The 21195-nt window shown below is 29.0% G+C and carries 13 protein-coding genes; 1 reads left to right on the top strand and 12 read right to left on the bottom strand.

The window, feature by feature from the left end:
• Window positions 1–141: 141 nt before the first annotated feature.
• The 11 genes from LQ679_RS08420 to LQ679_RS08370 all read right to left on the bottom strand — a co-directional run bounded on the left by LQ679_RS08420 (window position 142) and on the right by LQ679_RS08370 (window position 16385).
• Window positions 142–1467 (bottom strand): glycosyltransferase, encoded by a 1326-nt coding sequence (locus LQ679_RS08420; RefSeq protein WP_239762462.1) that lies wholly within the window; start codon window positions 1465–1467, stop codon window positions 142–144.
• A gap of 23 nt (window positions 1468–1490) precedes the next feature.
• Window positions 1491–2333 carry an ABC transporter ATP-binding protein gene (locus tag LQ679_RS08415; RefSeq protein WP_410250519.1) on the bottom strand — a complete coding sequence of 281 codons (843 nt, stop codon included), beginning with the start codon at window positions 2331–2333 and terminating at the stop codon, window positions 1491–1493.
• Between the two features lie 58 nt (window positions 2334–2391).
• Window positions 2392–3603, bottom strand: a complete 1212-nt coding sequence (locus LQ679_RS08410; RefSeq protein ID WP_239739614.1) for a glycosyltransferase family 4 protein — start codon at window positions 3601–3603, stop codon at window positions 2392–2394.
• Window positions 3604–3615: 12 nt separating this feature from the next.
• A complete protein-coding gene (locus LQ679_RS08405) occupies window positions 3616–4428 on the bottom strand; it encodes an ABC transporter permease (RefSeq protein ID WP_037588949.1) in 813 nt (270 codons plus the stop codon).
• A 21-nt stretch (window positions 4429–4449) separates the two neighbouring features.
• On the bottom strand, window positions 4450–6276 hold the full coding sequence (locus tag LQ679_RS08400; protein ID WP_239762461.1) for a hypothetical protein: 1827 nt from the start codon (window positions 6274–6276) through the stop codon (window positions 4450–4452).
• Window positions 6277–6306: 30 nt separating this feature from the next.
• Entirely contained in the window at window positions 6307–8940 is a 2634-nt protein-coding gene (locus LQ679_RS08395) for a glycosyltransferase (RefSeq protein ID WP_239762460.1), read from the bottom strand.
• Window positions 8940–9884, bottom strand: a complete 945-nt coding sequence (locus tag LQ679_RS08390) for a hypothetical protein (protein ID WP_239762458.1) — start codon at window positions 9882–9884, stop codon at window positions 8940–8942. The genes LQ679_RS08395 and LQ679_RS08390 overlap by 1 nt, the downstream gene beginning before the upstream one ends.
• An 18-nt stretch (window positions 9885–9902) precedes the next feature.
• Complete coding sequence (locus tag LQ679_RS08385; protein ID WP_126477807.1) at window positions 9903–11186, bottom strand: nucleotide sugar dehydrogenase; 1284 nt, start codon at window positions 11184–11186, stop codon at window positions 9903–9905.
• Between the two features lie 210 nt (window positions 11187–11396).
• Complete coding sequence (locus LQ679_RS08380) at window positions 11397–13385, bottom strand: acyltransferase family protein (RefSeq protein WP_126477806.1); 1989 nt, start codon at window positions 13383–13385, stop codon at window positions 11397–11399.
• Between the two features lie 145 nt (window positions 13386–13530).
• Window positions 13531–14697, bottom strand: coding sequence for a glycosyltransferase (locus tag LQ679_RS08375; protein WP_126477805.1), 1167 nt, complete (start codon window positions 14695–14697; stop codon window positions 13531–13533).
• Window positions 14698–14711: 14 nt separating this feature from the next.
• Complete coding sequence (locus tag LQ679_RS08370) at window positions 14712–16385, bottom strand: CDP-glycerol glycerophosphotransferase family protein (protein ID WP_126477804.1); 1674 nt, start codon at window positions 16383–16385, stop codon at window positions 14712–14714.
• 135 nt (window positions 16386–16520) lie between these two features.
• On the opposite strand from LQ679_RS08370, the gene LQ679_RS08365 reads away from it, so the two are divergent.
• Window positions 16521–17948, top strand: a complete 1428-nt coding sequence (locus LQ679_RS08365; protein ID WP_126477803.1) for a glycosyltransferase family 2 protein — start codon at window positions 16521–16523, stop codon at window positions 17946–17948.
• 49 nt (window positions 17949–17997) lie between these two features.
• On the opposite strand, the gene LQ679_RS08360 is transcribed toward LQ679_RS08365, so the two are convergent.
• The gene (locus tag LQ679_RS08360) at window positions 17998–21195 is read right to left on the bottom strand and encodes a CDP-glycerol glycerophosphotransferase family protein (protein WP_239762456.1); all 3198 of its coding nucleotides are present in this window, start codon (window positions 21193–21195) and stop codon (window positions 17998–18000) included.

Below are 21195 nucleotides of genomic sequence, written 5' to 3'. Positions count from 1 at the left end.
CAATTACTCCTTCTACCGTTACTATCTTAATTATATAATTGTAATCCCAATATTTACAAAACACAAGTTAGTTAATATTAACGGTAACGACTTCAAACAACATAAAAAGGTCTACGATGCCGAGGCATGGTAGACCTTTTGTCATTTTGTATGAACTTGAGTTATTGGATGATCTATTGGTACAAATTGATTATAGACTTCGAGTAATTTTGATTTTTCATTATTCCAATTATAGATTTCTTTGGCTTGTTTAGTGTTTTCACTTAATTGATTTCTTAAGCTTGTATCTTTTACAAGTTGATTCACTGCATTAGCTATTTCTGAAGCATTATGTGAATCCACAACTAAACCGGTATTAGTTTCTTCGACTACTTTCTTAATTTCTGGGAAGTCACAACTGATAACTGGTACGTGAGCCATCATATATTCAAACAATTTATTTGAACTTGCTGAATAGTGATTGAAGCAAATGTTCTGCAACACTTGGAATCCAAGATATGCTTCACGCGTATATGATGGTAATTCTTGAAATGGCACTTTATCTAAGAAATGAATTCTATCAGCTTGTTTGGAAGCTTCGGCTTGTTCTTTTAAAGGTTGCGTTAACTTCCCACCACCGATAAATAGTAAATGACCTTCTTTAATTTCATCCATAGCCTCTATAAGCAATTCAAGCCCTCTTCCTTGTTGGAGTCCGCCTTGATAAAGTAAAATTTTCTCATCTTCATTGATGCCTATTTTCTTATGTAAATTGATTTGTGGCTTTTCTTCAATATTGTATTTCTCTGAGTAGTTATACAATGTTTTAGGATAGAATCCATAAATATCTTCATTGTATTTTGCTCTTGTATGATTTTCTACAATCATTTGATCTACAAATTTTAACATAAACGACTCAATAGACTTAATTGTTTTTGGATTATAACCTGTTCTGTCAGATTGGACTTCATGGCTATCATAAATTAATGGCTTCGGTTTTAAGCGTAATTTAGAACATACGATAGCTTGAGGCAATGTGTTTAAATCATTTGCATGATAAATATCAGCATTTTGTATATAACCTTTTACAATCATTCTCGTAATAATTGCACCATTTATAAACCATTTTCTTATTTTTTTAAACTTTATCATACCTGCAGCAACCACGAGTGATAACAAATAAGCTGCCATTAATGTGAAACTGATATAGAAAAGACTTGGTATAATAACAACTTGGACACCAGCTACAACTAATAAGAATTTCTTGCCATGATCTTGATAAGCTTGCAATAACCATGGATATCTCTTCACTCTATGAACTTTAAATGTATTAGATATTTCTTCATAAGCTGAAATAGCAGGATTTTTCGGATCATTTATCGCAATTAAATTTATGTCATATCCATTATCCGCTAAAGTTGTACACTCTCTATTGACTCTTGCATCATTCGTAAAATGATTCCATACAAACATTGTGACCTTTTTCATTTGATAACCTCATTCCATGCAATTTATAGTATCCCTACTTGGAATAGTAGTATATATATCCATGCCACACTCATGATCCCAATCATCGCTATTAAACTTGTTGGTCTTTTTTCTTTTTGTATGACTGAATCATCAACTTCTTTATTACGTTGTTGTTGGATTTTTATACGTTTATATTCTAATTGTTCTTGTTTCGATTTCTTTTTTACTTTCTGAATGAGATTAACGTACCTCGTTACGATATCATTGACTTCACCATATGCAACCATCTCACCGTAATGTATCCAAATCGCTTTTTTACACATTTTTTTGATTTGTCCTGCTGAATGTGATACAAAAAATATTGTTTTTCCTTGTTCTTGTAAATCATGCATTTTATCTATACATTTATTCGAAAAAGTTTCATCGCCTACTGACAATGCTTCATCAACAATAAGTATATCTGGATCTGTATGAATCGCAATTGCAAAGCCTAATCTTGATTTCATACCACTAGAATATGATTTTAAAGGTTGATAAATAAATTCATCAAGTTCACTAAACTGTACAATATCATCAAATTTTTCATTTATTTCTCGTTGCGACATACCGTGCATTAAACATTTATAATGAATATTTTCTTCACCTGTAAATTCAGGATTTAACCCTGCGCCAATCGCAATTAGCGACGGCTTACCATTTGTATAAACTGTACCAGACGAAGGTTCAACAACACCACCTAGAATATTAGATAAAGTTGATTTACCTGAACCATTTAATCCAATTATACCTACAGATGTCCCTTCTTCTACTTCAAATGAAATATCATGTAAAGCATAATAAGGTTTAGATTTATAACTTAATCCAAAAGTAAATAAAGATAGCAGCTTATCTTTTCTGTTTACATTTAAGTCGTAAACTTTCGAGACATTTTCACATTTTATTTTATAAGTATTTGTCATCTCTATCACCTTTTCTTAAAAATGTCATAAGCTTTTCAATATTATCTTCCCAAATGAGGTGTTCATCACGATATTCACGTGCATTCTTAGCTTTAATAGATAAAGCTTGTTCATCATATTTTAATGATTCAATTTCGTTAACGATTGTATCTATTGAAGCTTGTCTTCTTGCAAATCCTAGATTATATTTTTGAATAATGGCTTCAGTTGGACCACTAATATTAGATATAGGAGGTGTTCCGACACCAATAGCGTCTACAATTTTTCCAGGCATCACATTCATAAACACATCTGAAGATTCTAAAATGGAAAGTGAAATATGATGTTTAGATATTTCAGTTAAACAAGCTGTACGATCCATTGGCTTTTTCACTTGAATATATTTACAATCTCTCACAGCTTTTCTAAACTTGTTAGCTTGAACACCATAAACAATCGCTGTAACATTGATTTGTTTATCATTTAAAGCTAAGCATATTGAAATAAGTTTATCTACATCTTGGGCATATCCAATATTTCCTGTATAAATAACACTAAAATCATTATATTTTTCTTCAGTAATCAGTTCATTTCTTGAAATGCCGTTTGGTAAATAAAATATAGGCACTTTTCGCTGTAATCGTTTCTGAATATGTGACCTAAATGCTTCATTATTAATGACAATTTTATCAGCAGAATTATACATTTTTTTCTCTAAATATTTTAATAGTGGCATAAATAAACTTATGTTAATATGCTTTAATCCATTTACACTGTCTGGCCATAAATCTCTAATTTCTAATACATATGTCGGATGTTTCGCACTTTTAAAAAATAACGTCGCCCATGCTAGAAATATATTTGGACTAGAAACATACACAATATCGTAATCGTCATTATGCATTTTCAAGAAGACTCTTAATCTAACGTATTGTTCTATATAATAGACTAACCTCATGATAAAATTACTATTTTGCTTATTACCATGCATTTTCATTCGAATAATTTTCTTCTTTTCTAATTTATTTAAAGATGCATCTGTAAAATAAGATTGGTCTTCAAATAAACTTTGGTTAGGATATGTTGGCTCAGTTGTTAACATTGTCGGATCTGAACCACTTGAACGAAAAGCTTTGAACATCATTTTCATTCGATTTGCAGCAGACCCAAGTTCTGGATAAAAATTTTGTGAAATCATTAATAATTTCTTTGTCATATTATGAACACCCTATAAGTAGTCTAGTAATTTCCGTTTAAACCTTGAATGAACCAATGAACCTATTAATAATAATATAATTGTTAAAAGCCAAAAATATAAATGATCATGCCATTGTCCGTACACAGAAACGTTATCATGCACAAACGCCGTACGATAAACACCTACTAAATATGCAAATGGGTTTAAGCTTGCTAATCTTTGTAAAATACCATGTGCTTCTTCCATCGCCCAAAATATAGGTGTCATAAAGAATAGCATTCTTATAACATTTTGTAATAAATTTTTAGTATCGCGAATAACAATAATTAATGTACTCATAATTAATGAAATACCAAAAATAATTGCATAAGATGCGACTAAAAAGTATATAAACCAAAAGTAATGCCACCAAGGTACATATCCATTAATGACAGATACGACAAATAAAATGGCTGATGTGATCATTAAATTAATCATATTATTCGTTAAAGCTATAGAAATAAATATTGAAGATGGGAATTTCATTTTTGATAAGAGTCCAATATTGCCTTGAATAGCAGATGCACCTGTATTGATCCCTTGTGATATAAATAACCAAGGAAACAAACCTGAAATAAGATGTACTAAAAATGGTACGCCTACTACTTGAGCACTCGCATCTCCTCTTAACCCTAAACCAAACACAAGATAATATACAGCAACTTGTAAGATGGGTTGTAGTATATTCCAAAATACACCAAGATAATGATTGGCATATTGACTTTTCATATTATAAATTGCAAGTTTAAAAATTTTAGGTAAATTATTAAATTGTTCTTTTAAGATATCAATAACTATCTTCATATATAACGACCTACTTGATTTTTATTTTTCAATAAGTTCAAATTGTGAAGCGCTAACCCAAGATTCTTTTTCAAAACTCTTACTTGCGTAGACAGATATTGTAATAGATGATTGTGGTTTTATTGTCAATTCTAAATTGTTTTTACTCAAATCTACTAAGTCAATTGACTCACTTTCTATATCAAAGTACACCGTATCTCTGCCTTTTTTATTTTGATAAAATGTTCTTAATTCAAGTGTAATCGTGTTATCTTGCGTATTCGTTAACATCATTTTCTTTTGATTTTCGTAACTAAATTTAGGTGTTAATGCACGAAATAACTTTTTTTCATTTTGAATAACTTGATAGAAATCTTCAGTTTGAATCATAATATTCGCCAAACTTTCTACTTGCTCATTTGTGTCTTCTTCTAATTGAATTATTCTATCCTCTAATGTGTTCACGTCATTGATTTGAAAGTAATTTAAAATTGGCCAATGATGTTTAATCATCAATTTATGTAACATTTGGTTTTGCTTATCTTCCTGATTAATACTCATAAATTCAAATAAGATATGCCTCGTATTGATTAAGCTAAACACATCTAAATAATCATCACTTTCTTGAACAATACAGCTATGCCAACCGTTCATTCTAGATTCGTAATACAACGTTTCATAAGGATGATAACCTAATTCAATCGTCTTATAGAGATTATTTCTTTTAACAAATTCTAGTAAATAATCGTGAGATAATTGATCCACTGGAAAATCTTTAGCCCATTTTTTGATTGCATTTTCATACGGTAAAAATGAGTCTGCTCTTTGTATCCGCTTCGGAATAATACTTTTAGCAAGTTCAAAGATAGTAGATTTTAAATGTATACAATGATTAAACGACCTATTCTCATGATAATAATTGATTAAATGAATACTATGATTTGTTTCATATAACTGATATCTATCAATCAAATTTGAATTGACTGCTAGTTGATCCATATTAAATAACGTATGCTTTAAATTTAAATTGTATGCTAACTTTTGAGAAATGTATTCATCTATACGATAAATATGAGCAGCTTGTTCATGTTCTAATTCATCTATATTTTTTGTATAAGTAAAGAAATTCACATCATTGATATGTTCTTTAATATAAGCTAAGGATACTTTAGAATCATGACCAGCAGTGATAGAACAAATCACTTTTTGATTAAATCGAAATAAATAATCAACCGCTGCTTCAATTTCATCATTAACGATATCATATACTTCTTCTGCTGATTTCTTAACACATGGGTTGATTGGATAAATTCTTTTAATTGTATGGTCTGTTATATTAAATCTTGTATTGGCATTGAATTTATAAACATCTTTATATTTACTATAGTCTAAAAATCCATACGACTTATGTGCGATTCTTTCACAAGTCTTATCAAAACATAACTTTACGAGTTGATTCACTAATTCAGAATGACTAGCATATAAATCATGAGACGCATGATAATACAATGATAAAAATGACGTTGCATCATTATATAGTAGCAAACGTCCATTATACTCTATCAACATAACATACCTGCCATTATAAAAACTCATCTCTTCAAGAAAATCATAAGAATCAATTTCGTGAGATAATAATTGGGCGCATATTTCAGGATATTTTAAATCGACATGTTTCGTATGCACAAAATGACCTAATATGACTACTTTGATGTCATTCTTTGTATACTCATAAGCACTTAAATCATTTGAAAAATAAATCGTAAAGTCAGTGAATTGAATATATTGACGATAGTTTTGATCTTCAATTGAAATTTGTCGAGGAACGATCATATATGCTTTGTTAAAATTTATGAACGTATTATCCATCATACACACCCCCTTATATCAATCATGCAATTATTGCTGAACCTCTTGCTTTAAATGTTCAACATATTGATTTAAATCATGGTCTTCTGGACGTTTATATTGATCATACAAACTATATATTTCTAAAAATCGTTCTACCGCTTCTTTTCTTTCTTCCGGTTTTACTTTTTCTAATCTTGGCAAATACCAGCCTTTTACGTAAAAATTAAATCTATGTTCTAAGTAGGATGTTAGTAATCCATGTTTTTCATAAAATGGTATTCTTTCAATTTCTAACGTGTAATATTTGTCAAATAGCTTCTTAGAAATCGAATTTGTAACTGATCCAGACACAGCAGCATAATACATATGAATAACATCTGTTACAGCTTGTACTTTTTTAGAATGAATCATTAATTCTTGGAAGAATAAAGTATCTTGACCAGCAGCACCTTCAATCATTCGAATATGATTGTCTTTAATAATTTGTGATTTAATGATTAAAGCTTGAATACTTTGAGCACGTAGACCACATTTTTTCATATATTTTTTAGGGTCTTCGATTAATAATTTTCCATCGTTATACTTCATCACTGTGCCAGCATAATTAAACAATGCTCTGCGCTTATTATCTTCTTTAATAATATTACCGACAACCATATCAACATCTTTATTCGATTCTATTTCTTCTAATAATGTTGCATAACCATCACCAGTAGCTTCGTTATCAGGATCTAAATAAGTAATATAATCTGTAGATGCAAGTTCAGCACCTTTATTTCTAGGTCTTGAAGCACTACCTGACCCTTCATCATATGCATAGTAAACAATATCTGGGTATCGTCTTCTTAATCGATTAATAATAGATATCGTTTCAGAATCCGTACTACCATCATTTACGAATATAATTTCCATATCTTTAAAAATTGAAGATCTCCTTAAACTTCTCATACACTTGTCTTCTAAATAAGTACCATTATTATGAATTGGAATAATAACACTCAATTTTTTCTTGCGGTTATTTTGACCATATAAAGATGCGTCATAAATTTCTGATTGATCTAAATTATAGCCATTTTGAGATTGTGTAACATTCAACTGTTGATCGAATATATTTTTATGATACATTGTTACATATTTATTTTGAGCTTTTTCAATAAATTGATGTGCTTCATGTTGTTTATCTTTCGTAACAAAATCAACATCTACATATTTAAATGCTGTTAATAAATCTTCTAAATAATATTCTTCATATTCGATTGAATCTTTCATGTAAGTTATAAAATCATATTGTGATGCATCTTCTATCGTATCTTGCGCTTCTATAACATCAAACTGAACATGTAATTGTCGATATAGAATATCTTTCATTTTATCGGTTAATGCATCAACAACTACGAGTATTTGTGATTCTTTTTGAGTCGGTTCAATGCCAATATATGATAAGACTTCATCTAAACGATGATATGTCGTACAATTTCTCATCACACTACGTATACTTTTAGCTTGCATATCTTCTATTTCATATTCTTGATATTGGTTCATAATTGGTGCCACATCAGTTTTATGATTAACCATAAATACATTTGGAAATTGATTATTAACACCTACTGAATAGTTAGATAAGATTAAATTCCCAAAAGCTTGTAATTCAAATATTCTATTCGCAAACATCGTTTCTGAATATTTTACTGAATTGACATTTATTGCCCATCTATATACTTTATGCAGTTTCATAAGTTCTTCATGATCAATTGGCATTGTTAAGTATGGGATATATTTCATTGGGAATTGATAACGTTTTCTTCGCAATGGTAAATTTCTATCAATAATGGTTAATTTATGATTTTTTTTGATTAACTCATCAAAGATTCTTGCAGATTCTTGGTTTCTAACAGGATATTTCTCAGTCCAACTTCCTGCAAAAATAACATCGTTTTTAAATGATTTATTATATGAACTTCTCGTCCCTACTGGATTATGGTAATGAGGATTAATACCAAATTGAAGTACATATACTTTATCATTTTGACAATATTCTTTATAATCTTCTACTACTTCAGCAGCTGATGTCAGAATAATATCGCATTCTGTCGCGATATCTTTGTATAAATGGAAATTGACGGGATCTTCTTTAGAATAAAAGACAATCGGTATATTGAATTTTCTAGCTTGTTGAATACCTTCAAATAACATTCTTCTTTTCTTACTATTAACTGATGCTAAACCAGTCCAACTTCCGTCTATACCTCTCCATGCTGTCGCAACGATTAAAACATCCATATCACGACTTAAATCTGTAAATTTACTATCTAAATAAACGATATTACCAATATCTTTAAATGAGTTATATAAAAATTCATCAGCTATAAGACCAACTTTGTATTTGTTTTTAGTAAATACACGCGATGTATTAGAATTCACAAGGTTTGATAAATGTTGTTGGTGTTTTTCAAGGAAATCTAATTTTGATTCTTCTGCTACTTTTTTATAGTAATTATGATGATTTGTATGATCTTTAACCTTTTTTAATTTATATAGTCCATACATATAATCTTGTTCAACAATATTTAACACTTCTTCTAATTGTTCAACTTTTGTTTTATCATCAAAATTGACTAAAGCCTCTTTAGTTGATTCGATATTACTTTTTTGATTGATATTTGTTGGCATATTTGAAGACATTATGATTTCCTCCTATTTCTCCAACTCCAGTATTTCGTTTGAATCTTTCCTAATTTAGAATTTTTTAAATTCATATATAATCGTTCATACTGATTTTTCTCTTCATTTTTATTTGTTTTTTGTAATGAGATATTTTCGTTTATTAAACGAACAATTGCAGATTTTGACTCTTTTCTTTCTTCTTGAAAGTTTGTAATCATATCCAGCTGTTCTAGCGTTAATTCGTTATAGTTTTCATATTGTTTAGCTTCTAAATCTTGAATGATGCTTTTATCTTTTAAGTCATTAAAGCTCATCCAATATTTTTTCTTTTTAATAATAATCCTTACCGATTCTGCTTTTAAGAACACCATATCGATCAAGACGTTATTGAAATCAAATTGTTCTTTATCCAAGGATAGATCAATTGATTTGTGCAATGCGCTATCTTGATAAAGGACTGTAGATTCTTCTATTGATACTTTTTTATTAATAGGAATTGCTCTATCTATGTCTTTCGTATGCACAAATCCTGCAAATGTTCCTTTATTAAATACAGCTTCTAACACTTCACCTCCAAATAAATATAATGCTCTAGATGAAAAGTTTTTTTCTTTAAATAGTAAATTATAGTCATCACCAAACCCTAGTTCTCTATTAATTTGTGGTGTAGAAAAATAGCTTAAATCTACTCTTATCGTATCAATAGGTTTAGAAATTAATTTGATAGAATGATTTAATCTTGTCCACCCTATAATATTCGTACCTCTTACAATTAATCCATATAGTTCACTTTCTATCACTTTTATAGAAATAACTTTTAATGCTTTATTTAAATAATCAGAAGCATATCCTACAACAAGTTCATTTTTATCTACATCAAATATTTTTTGATTTTCTGGTTCTCTTAAAATTATTTGAAAGCTCAATCCGCTTTGAATAATTGGACTGTTAACGTCTATCATATGAAGACCCCTCAATCTTTACTTATTAAATGAAAGTGCAATATTTTTTCCGAAAGTATATAAATTTCCGTAGTTGTAATATTTAACTTGCTCAAATTGTGATTGAACAACATTTTTCGTATCGAAAATGACTTTGTCTTTCATACCTTCAAAATCTTGATCTACTAAATTTTTGAATTCTGAATGGTCACTCAAAATTAATACAAGAGATGCATCTTTAACGGCTTTTTGAATATCTTTTTGGACAAAACCTAGCTCAACATGTGGATCATATGCTTCTACTTGAATATCATTTTCTTTTCTCAAATCATTATAAATATCAAATGCTGGCGATTCTCTGACATCGTCTACATCACCTTTATAAGTTAATCCAAATACAACAACCTTATGACCATTTAAAGTTTCTAACATTTTCTTAGACTCATTAATTACATATTGAGGCATTGAACGATTAATACGTCTACCTTCTTGAATGAGATTCGTTGTTTCTGGATCTTTAGCGATAATAAAGTATGGATCAACTGCTAAACAATGACCACCAACACCTGGACCTGGTAAGTGAATATTCACACGTGGATGTTTGTTCGCCATCTTGATAACTTCTAATACGTTAATATCTAAATGATTACATACCATCGCAAGTTCATTTGCTAGCGCAATATTCAAGTCACGGTAAGTATTTTCCATTAACTTACTCATTTCTGCTGTCTTAGCATTTGTTTCAATCATTTCACCTTGTACGAATGTTCCATATACACGTTTACCCGCTTCAACACATGCTGGCGTTATACCACCAATTATGCGATTGTTATGAATAAGTTCATGTAATATTTTTCCTGGTAACACTCTTTCAGGGCAATGTACTAAAAATATATCTTTACCAATTTCAAATCCTTGGCTTTCAAGATATGGTTTAACATGATCATCCGTTGTTCTTGGTGCTATCGTAGATTCTACAATGACCGTATTACCTTTTTCTAAAAATGGTACGATAGATTCAACTGCACCCATTACTAACGAAATATCACATGATTCATATTGATCATCATTATTTGGAGTTGGAACTGCAATAATAAATGCATCTGCTTTTTCAGGTTGCATACTTGCTTTGAATTTATTTTTAGCTAACACTTCTTCATAAGCTTCTTGTAAGCCAGGCTCTTCAATATGAATTTGACCATTATTTAATTTATCTACTGCTTCTTTATTTATATCGACACCTACAACATCTACACCATGTTTCGCAAACATAATTGATGTTGGTAATCCAATGTATCCTAAACCAATAGTAGTTAATTTCATATTTTATCCATCCTTTAATAATTAATTGTTAAGCTATTACTTTCGTAATGTTAAATATATTGTAACTTCTATGAATACAATAAACAGTCGTTTAACAGATACTTAAGGAAGGGTTTACACTCTTTTATCATTGTTTACAATTGCTCAATATTTCGTGTTAAAAATAGCCCCTCGCTCATATAAATTCATATGATTGAGGGGCTTTATAGATTAATGATTAAGTTCTTTAAAGTATTGTTCGATATCTTTCTTTATTTTAGGACCAAACGTTTTAGAGTAACTATTTGATATATGTCCTTTGTCCATATATACAATGACGTTACCTATTACAGGTGCAAACTTTCCATCTTCTTTGAAATACGATGTATAATCTACATATTTTGTTTGTTCTGGCTTTTGTTCAAGTTGATCCCATTTAGATACTTTTGGCAAACGTTGTTTAGCATTCATCTTCTTAATCGTTTCTTGTTCTCCGAATTTATCTAATGTTTCTGGGACATTAAACTCATATCTCGGATTATCTCTTATTGCCATAATCGGTGTTTTTGTATTTGTAATGTTTTGATATTGTTTTAATTGTAATGGATCGATTTGTCCATTTACATCTGTACTTGAATCTGCAGTTGTTACAACTAAATCGACATCTTGCTTATCAAGTTCTTTAATTAAATTTTTATTCCACTCTGTACAATCTCGGTCACTGTCATTCGTTGTTAATACACAGCCACTTTTCGTCATGCTTAATACTCTATAATTGCCTTCTTCAGCTGCTTTTTGAAGTGCACCTAACCAATGTTGTGCGTGAGAGCTCCCTACTAAAGCGATTGTCTTATCATAGTTTTCTTTTTTACCGTACTCTCCAACTAGAACTTTTGATTCACCTATTTTTTGATGAACTTTGTCTCTTGTAGAATCAGGTGATTCATTTCTGATTTTTGAAAACTCTGGAATTGCTTCTACACCTTTTTTAACTTTTACATGCTTTTCTGCAGCCATTGCTCCGGGATAATTTTCACTCAATGCTACTTTTTCTTTTTCAAAAGGATTATTAAAGATAACGAAATATAAAGATGCGATTGCCAATAACTGTATCGCTAATCCAATTCCTAATTTTTTGAATGCAATTTTATCAGAAGATGCTGATCTAATTGGCTTTTCAATATAACGCGTCATGAAATATGATAATAACCATGACAGTAAAATCATACAAATACCTAATACAATTCCAGGACGTTCATTATTATGGTACTGATAAAATGATAAAATCACCCAATGCCATAAATATAAACCAAATGACAATCCGCCAATCTTCACCATAATGGATGATCCTAAGAATTTCTTAACACCATATTTAGTTTCATAGTTACCAGAAACGAGTATAAATACGGCACATAACATTGGCCATAGTGCAATATATCCAGGAAACATTGTTGATACATTAAAAATAATACCCGTTAAGATCAAGCCAATTAAACCTAACCATCCAATTAAACTTGCTACTAGACGATTAATTTTAATTTTATTAAGATTGATTGCTAATAAGCCACCGAGCGAGAATTCCCAAACTCTTGTAAATGTATGGAAATATGCCCAAGGTTGATTGACGTGCGTTAAATAAATAGAATACGACAACGAAACGATAAATAATGTACCTAAAAAAAGGTTTATGACATTAATAACTTTAAGGTTAGTGTATTTTTTATATAACATAAAAATCAAACTAAAAATAACAAACCATATAATATAGAATTGTCCTTGAATCGACATTGCCCAAAAATGTTCAACTGGCGTCTTCATTTGATCTTTATTTAAATAATCTGTACTCGATAAAGCGAGTTGCCAGTTTTGATAATAAAATAAAGAAGCAAAGATTTCTTTTATCGTTTTGCCAAGTATTGATTCTGGCAATAAGAAAAAGCTTAAGATAACCGTAACAAGTAACACCGTTATAACAGAAGGAAATAACCTTTTAATTAATCCTGTTATGTAAGGTATAAATTTAAATGACCCTGTTTTATTGTATTTAGAAATAATGGAAGTGGTAATTAAGAATCCTGAAACAACGAAAAATACATCGACGCCCCCAGACACTTTCCCAAACCAAATATGATATATTGCAACTAATAATGCTGCAATAACTCTTAGCCCCTCAATTTCAGGTCTAAATTTTTTGTCTAGATTAATAGGATTTGTCTGCATATAAAAATCTCCTTTAAGTATTATACAGTTGTAAGTATATATATAAGGATATTTATTAGAAAGACAATTAATTAATATTTACAATATCTTAACACTCTATTAAAAAATCCCTAACAATTGGCTTGTTAGGGATTCAGATTGTTTCTTATTTAAAGTGTTTGTTTAAATCATTTATAAATTGCTCATAAATGACATCTCCGTCGAAATCATTACTTCTTTCTAGACCTTTTTGAATGACATTTTGAACATCATGATGATGATAATTTTCAATAACATACGCAAGTTGTGCTCCATATTGTTTAGCATCTTGGTAGTCTACTAAATAACCATTTTTTTGATTTTCAATTAAAAATTCTGGACCATAACAGCCCTTATAACTGATAACTACATTTCGTTGATACATAGCTTCTAAAATAACAAGTCCAAAACCTTCAACTCTAGAAGGAATAGCCGTAATTTTACTTTCAGCTAATACTTTTGATAATGCGTTAGTAGTAGGCTTAAGTTTCACAATATCTTGAATATTATATTGATTGATCAATTGATGGAATTGTTCTTTTTCTTGTCCATCTCCATATAATTCTAATTGAAATTGGTGTTTTCGCATTGTGTCTTGAATTAAATTGATACTATCCAGTAACAAATCAAACCCTTTTTCATGCTCAAATCTACCTGCAGCAACAATTGTATTATGTTTCTCTACATTATATTGAGTTTCATTTAGTATATTTGGAACAATAATCACTTTAGTGTGTGTTAAACCTTTTTGATAATCTTGTTGGTCTTCTTTAGTTAATGTCGTCACTAAATCAAGTCGTTCATAAGTTTTAAGCATATCTTTTTGATATTGCTCATCATGCGCATGTAAATACATATGTTCCATACCAATTTTAAATACCGACTGTCTTGCATATTTACTAACAAGTATATTGTAACTTGCACGTGTACCTACAATAATATCTGTATTCACATTCTGAATGGCTTTAACAATTTGTTGCTCAATATGACTTGAAAATTGATGAAGTCCAGGTTCAGATGGATGAATAATTTTAGGACTCAAAAAAGGTGTATACTTATTGATTCTATTTACAAATATATTTTTCAACCCTTTGATGGTTTTGTTATATTCAATAATGGGTTGAATTTCTATATTTTCATGCAACTTAAAATAAGGTTCATCACTCGCTTTAAATACTGACAATATTTTTACAGCGTGACCTTTTTCACTTAATTTATTTGCCAGATTAGAAATTGATTTCGTCGTCCCACCCATATGATAAATATTGTGAACTAAAAATGTAAAAGATTTCATATAAATCCTCCTTTTCAGTCCATAGCTTGTTCTATCAATTGCGTGATAGTTTCGTATGACTGATTATTTTTGTTGATAAATTGATCACTAATCGTATGATAATCATTATTCATAATTGCATTAAACAATAATGACTTTTCAAAATATTGATTATCATTGATAGTTTCATATACTTCTTTATATAAACCACGGTTATAATCGTAATTATTAAAATCCGGTGTATATAAATACACTTTTTTATCAATTGTTAATGCATCAAATACAATTGAAGAGTAATCACTAATTACAATGTCTGAAACAAGTAGTAATTGTTGTGTTTCAAACTGTCTTGTATCGATATAATTATACTGTTTATTAGCATGATCTTCTTCGTGATATTTATAAATGATGTTATATTTCGCTTTCATCTCATCTGTAAATTCTAATAAAAATTCTTCTTCTTGATTATCTCTCCATGTCGGCGTATACAGAATTGTTTCTTTTTCAGTATTTAAATTTAACTGTTGTTTGATTTGTTTTATTTCATTAGAAATTGAGTGCTTCTCTAATAAATATTGGTTTCTAGGATAGCCACATGCAACAAGTTCAGTTTTTTCCATTGGAAATGCGGATTTAAATACATCGTTTATAGATTCTACATCCGTTATAAAATAATCTTGTTTAATTAATTTATTATATTTACGTGCTCGATAATTATAAATATCAATATTTTGTTTAGGTTCTTTGCTATCTAAGAATAGTCGTTTTAAAGGTGTACCATGCCATAACTGAATGATTGTACCATTAGGTTTAAATTGATCTGGCAAGTAACTTTCAAGTATCACTACGTTAGCTTCCTCTATAATTTGTTTCGTATCAGAATGAGAAGGAGAAACAAAGTGATCACCTTTTTCTTCGTCCGTAATAAAGTACACCGTATATTTAGGGTGTTGCTTTATTAAATATTCAAATAAATATTTTGAATTACCTCTGTAACCATAATCGAAACCTAAAAATACAATATGTGGCTTAATTTTCGTCTGATCTTTGTCATATATATTAATTGCTTTCATTTGTTTTTGTTGTGCCGTATGACTTAATTTTTGATAAGCAATCTTCGGTAATTGAAACTGTGATTTTGCCATCACTTTATCAATCGTTCTGGCGATTGAAGGAATATGTGTTTCTCTCGCTTTAAACAATGGTGAAATTCCATTTAAAAGTGCTGTTTTATTTAAATAAAATTTCTCTTCATGACTTAGACTTTCATTTTTAAATGCTGATAAACAGCTTGCACTTAGTTTACTTTGTTCAACATAATCAAAAATAACGTGAGCATCAATTTTAATTTCATCCAAGTGGAAAATTGCATTTAATGTAATATCAAATATCGTTTCCCACTGATAATTAGAAATTAGCCATAATAGCTCATCTTTCTTAAAAATGATATTTGGTTGAAGCGTTATATTATTAAACCAATCAGCAACTGTAATAAATGCCTTTCCCATATATCTACTATCGTTTGTATAATAACCATTGTTAGTATAATCAACAATATAAGATTGGTTATCCAATTCTAAATTGTTCAATACATCTTCCCTAACTCGCGTATTTTTATCTATTAAAATAATATGATTTTCTTCATGACATTCTGTAATTATATAATTTTCTAAATTATGCTCGTCATGAATATTTATAATTTTAATCATTTTACACCCCATATATTTTAAGCTATACAATAAATTGACTTCTTTATTTATTCATATTACATTATACAAACAATGTGAGACAAATTTGCCACATTGTTTATACAATTTGATTTTTTAAATGAATGGAGTTAATTTATGTTATTCAAAAGTAAAAAGCTTTTTTCAATTATTGTCACAACGTATAATAATGAAGCTAAAGTAGAACGTGCGATTGATTCAATATTAAACCAATCTCTAGATGCAAGAAATTACGAAATCATCATAGTAGATGATCATTCTACGGATAATACTCAAACCTTAATTAAAAACTATGAAGCTAAAAACATCAAATTTATCATATTAGACGAAAATTCAGGTGGTCCTTCAAAACCTCGTAACATTGGTATTGCAAAAGCAACCGGTCAATATATTTATTTTCTAGATGCTGATGATTATTTAGCACCAGATATATTAGCAAGAATTGCTAACGACGATGCACTTCTTAAATCAGACATGATTGTCGGTAGGACGTTACGTCAAAATGATCATTCTTTAACTGTACATGCTAGATTTATGAGTAACAATAATCGTTATAATTATAACATCAATGACATCCCATATATATATAATCACTTTGGTCCGCCATCAAAATTTATTAAACTAAGTCATATTAAAAAACACAATATAAAGTTCCCAGAAGACTTACATTTCGGTGAAGATAAAATGTTTTTCACTAACTTGAGTCCTTACATTAATAATGTATCTACGGTGACAGATAATTGTTCAATTATTGACAGAACAACATCTAACGAGTCACTTACTAGAAGTATAGATTTTTATGAAAAACGTGATTCAGATTTAGAAATTATTAATCATTTACTAAAACAAGAATCAAACATTAAAAACATTCGATTGTTAAATCGATTTTTAGAGTATGATTTATTGAAAAGTTGTAATAGTCATGTATTTTTAAATAGTGATAAAAATCAGCAAGTCCATTACTTTAAACAACTAAATGAGCTTTTCAACCAATCCTATATAATAACAGATATCATTCCAAGAATAAGTCAAGAATATATAGACGCAATTAAATTTATTCAAACTAATGATTTTGAGTCATTTATCAATTTCTTTACGTGGCTTAAAAAACAACCTAAAATTATTCAAAAGCAACCAAAACAAACAATATTAACTGATGTTACTGAAAGATTTACAATACCATTTCAACAGGCAACGTTATTAAACATAGCTGAAGTAGACAAATCCATCAAAATACAAATTGAAATAGATGGTATAGAGATTGAAGAAATACGTAACTTGTCTCTTATGTCTCGAAAAGATTACAAAGATGATATCGTTATTGAGAATATAGATGTCCAAGATAACCTCTTAACCATCTCAATACCTAAAACTGAAATCAATAATAAACCAGCAGCAATATATAACTGTATCATTGTATATGATGGATTTAAGCATTTAAATATTAAATTTGGGTATGATAAGAAAATCAGTTTAACGGATAAAAAAGGTGTTTTCTACCCTACTATAAATGGAAACCTTTCGTTAAAATTAACGAATAAATAATAAAAAGCAGAACTGCCAGAAAATACATCGTCAGTTCTGCTTTTTTTATTTAAAATAATTTATCAACAATTTGTTTCGCTGCTGTTCCTTTTTCAAATGAACAGAATTTCTCATAGAATTTATCATATTTATCTTTATATGATTCATTAACCGTTTCTATATTTAGAATAGCATCTATTAAGCTTTCATTGTCTTTCAACAATGGACCTGGTGCTTCGTCTTCGAAGTTCATATAGAATCCTCTTAAATTATCTTTATAATGTTCTAAATCATATGTGAAGAAGAGTAATGGTTTTCGTGTATTAGCATAATCAAACATTACAGATGAGTAGTCTGTAATACAGATATCACTAATTAAATATAAGTCACTAATATCTTCATAACTCGCAACATTATAAATAAAGCCTTCTAATGATTTGTCGATAATAATATTATTACTAATAATGATATGCGGTCTTAATAGTAGTACGTACTCGTCTCCAAGTTTTTCTTTCATTTGATGTAGATCTAATTTTAAATTAATTAAATGTTTTTTCGCAGATGATACTTCGTCATCTCTAAATGTTGGTGCATATAATATCACTTTTTTATCTTTAGGAATTGAAAGTTTACGTTTGATAATATGTTGTTTTTCTTCAATATCACTTTCATTTTCATAGAAGATATCATTACGTGGATAACCTACTTCTAATATTTCTTTATTAAAGTTAAATGCAGATTTAAAGCAACTCGATGCATATGGACTTGGTGAAACTAAATAGTCCCATCGTGACACTGAACGATTAATTCTGTCTATATACCCTTCATCTCTACCTTTAAAATCATCGACATCATTTAACATTTTTTTCAGTGGCGTACCATGCCATGTTTGAATATATGTTGTGTTTTTCTTTTTCTCAATATAATGAGGGAAGTTCTGATTATTGATCCAGTATTTAGCGATTGATAAATATTTATAATAACTTGGGCTTAAACGTTTCACTGTTATTACATTTTCATCATCAAATGGATATATTTTATTGGATACCCATACGATCTTATAACCTTTATCGAGCGCTTTAATTTGATCGTAAATCATTTTAGGACTATCCGTTACTTGTTTACCTAAATTACTTTCTATCACAATTAGTTTTTCATCTATTTTCCCAAATCTTACAAGGAATTTATTCATATAGGACATAATATCAAAGTATTTTTTATGTCTTCTAAATCGTTTAAACACATGTTGTGAAAGAATATCATATTTTAAAGTATCCTTTATGATATTTCTACGTTTAAATGATTTAGCTTCTTCATATATACGCTGTGAATTGTTTGTATCTTTATATGCTACAAAGTTATTAGCTTTATTGATAATTTGTTGTTCATTCTTGAAGCCGTTATTAACATAATGGTTAGCCGCTTCTATAACTGCTTCAACATTATCAACAATTTTACCAGGTAGTTCTTTATCAAGATCTAAATGCGATGGTAATTTACCGATAAATCTATCTCTATCAAATTGATAGTAAATAACTGGTTTTTCTAAGAAACTAAAGTCAAACGCAACACTTGAATAGTCTGTAATCATCAATTTACTTTCTTTAATAAGTAATTGAACATCTACTTCACCTTGTCTAATGACTTTAATGTAATCAGGTATATCAAAATATTCAACAAATGCCTGCATATTAGGGTGTAAACAGAATATGATATCTACATTTTTTGTTTGAGCAATTGTTTTCCATTCTGGTCTATTCAATAAGTTATTATAATTTTGTAGATAATCAGATTCTAAAAGACTATTAATATTTGTTATCCAATCACGCCATGTAGGTATAATTAAGATTTGATTTTTAACTTCTACGTTTTCCTTAAATAATTCATCAAATCTTGAGAGACCTGTAACTTTTGCTTGATATGAATCAAATAATAAATCTCTATTAACGATTTGTTTTTCTCGATTAGAGCTTGTGATAAACATATCAACATTAAAGTCTTTCAGTTGTTTACCATTTATCTGTGTTAAGTTTTTAGCACCTAATACACCATGTTGTAAGAAGACGCGTTTAGCTCTAATTTTTTTCACATAACTTGCTTCATGACTTGGGAACAATAATTCTGTATGATGCGTACTGCAAATAATATCTGCTTTAATCATAACTTCGAAATGTTCTTTTGATTTAAAATCAATGACATTTCCATATGGTTCTACGTTTTTTCGTTCTTCAGAATTTTTATCAATAACATAATATACTTCTTCATTTGGATGCTCAGTTCTCATATATTTAAAGAAATGATAGCCATTATCTTGGGCTTTATATGATTTTTCACCAATCACCCAAACTTTATTTTTGTTCAAATTGTTTTTGATTAATGTTGGATAGTCGTGCATTAATTTTTTGTATGCTTCATAATCTTCTTTTGCATATTCATTAATTCTAAATGATAGGTTTCTACCTTTTATCGTGAAATATGGTATAGCCGTTTTTACAGTTTGCCCAAGATCAATTGATACTTCACCTTTAGCAAATCTTTCTACCATAATTCTTGGGTTACCCAATTTTACATCTATTACATTTTTAAATTCATTTACTTTAATATTTAAGTAGATATCAATAATATCTTCAGAATCAAAGTCATTTTCTAAATACTGCTTAAGTTCATTAAAAATATCAATTTCAAAATCATAACTTGTAGAATTTAGTGACTTATACACATTAAATACAACTGGATCTAATGGTATCTCAATAACATGCTCACTTAACCTTGAAGTGATTCTTATATGAGCATATTCAAGTGTTGAATTTTGAATTGAGAACTTCCCTTTTAAAAATGCTTGTTTATTATTTATGATAATTTTATCTATATGTCTTCTTGCAAAATAAGTAGACACTGGTAATTCTAGTTTTAATGTGAATTGTATAATTCCGTTTTTAGTAATATACGGGGTAATAGTCGCTTCATCATGAATAACTGTTTCAAAGTTTTGTATATTATATTCATATTTTTTTATGTTTATTTTTTGAATGGATTGCGTAATACCATCAGATCTTTCTAGTAAAATAAAGATTGTTTCTCTATCATACTGTGAAAATTTTTCTAAAACGTCATTCAAATTAATTTTAAATTGATTTTTGATATTGGTTTGTGGAATGATTATTTCATCAAATTCATTTTTTATATAAACATTTTTAATATTATCCAATGTTTGATCAAACTCAAAGACTAGTAAATCGCGTTCTTGATAAATATTTAATATTTTCAT

The sequence above is a fragment of the Mammaliicoccus sp. I-M35 genome (assembly GCF_022386455.1).
GTDB lineage: Bacteria > Bacillota > Bacilli > Staphylococcales > Staphylococcaceae > Mammaliicoccus > Mammaliicoccus sciuri_A.
This window is presented reverse-complemented; position numbering and strand designations above follow the sequence as displayed.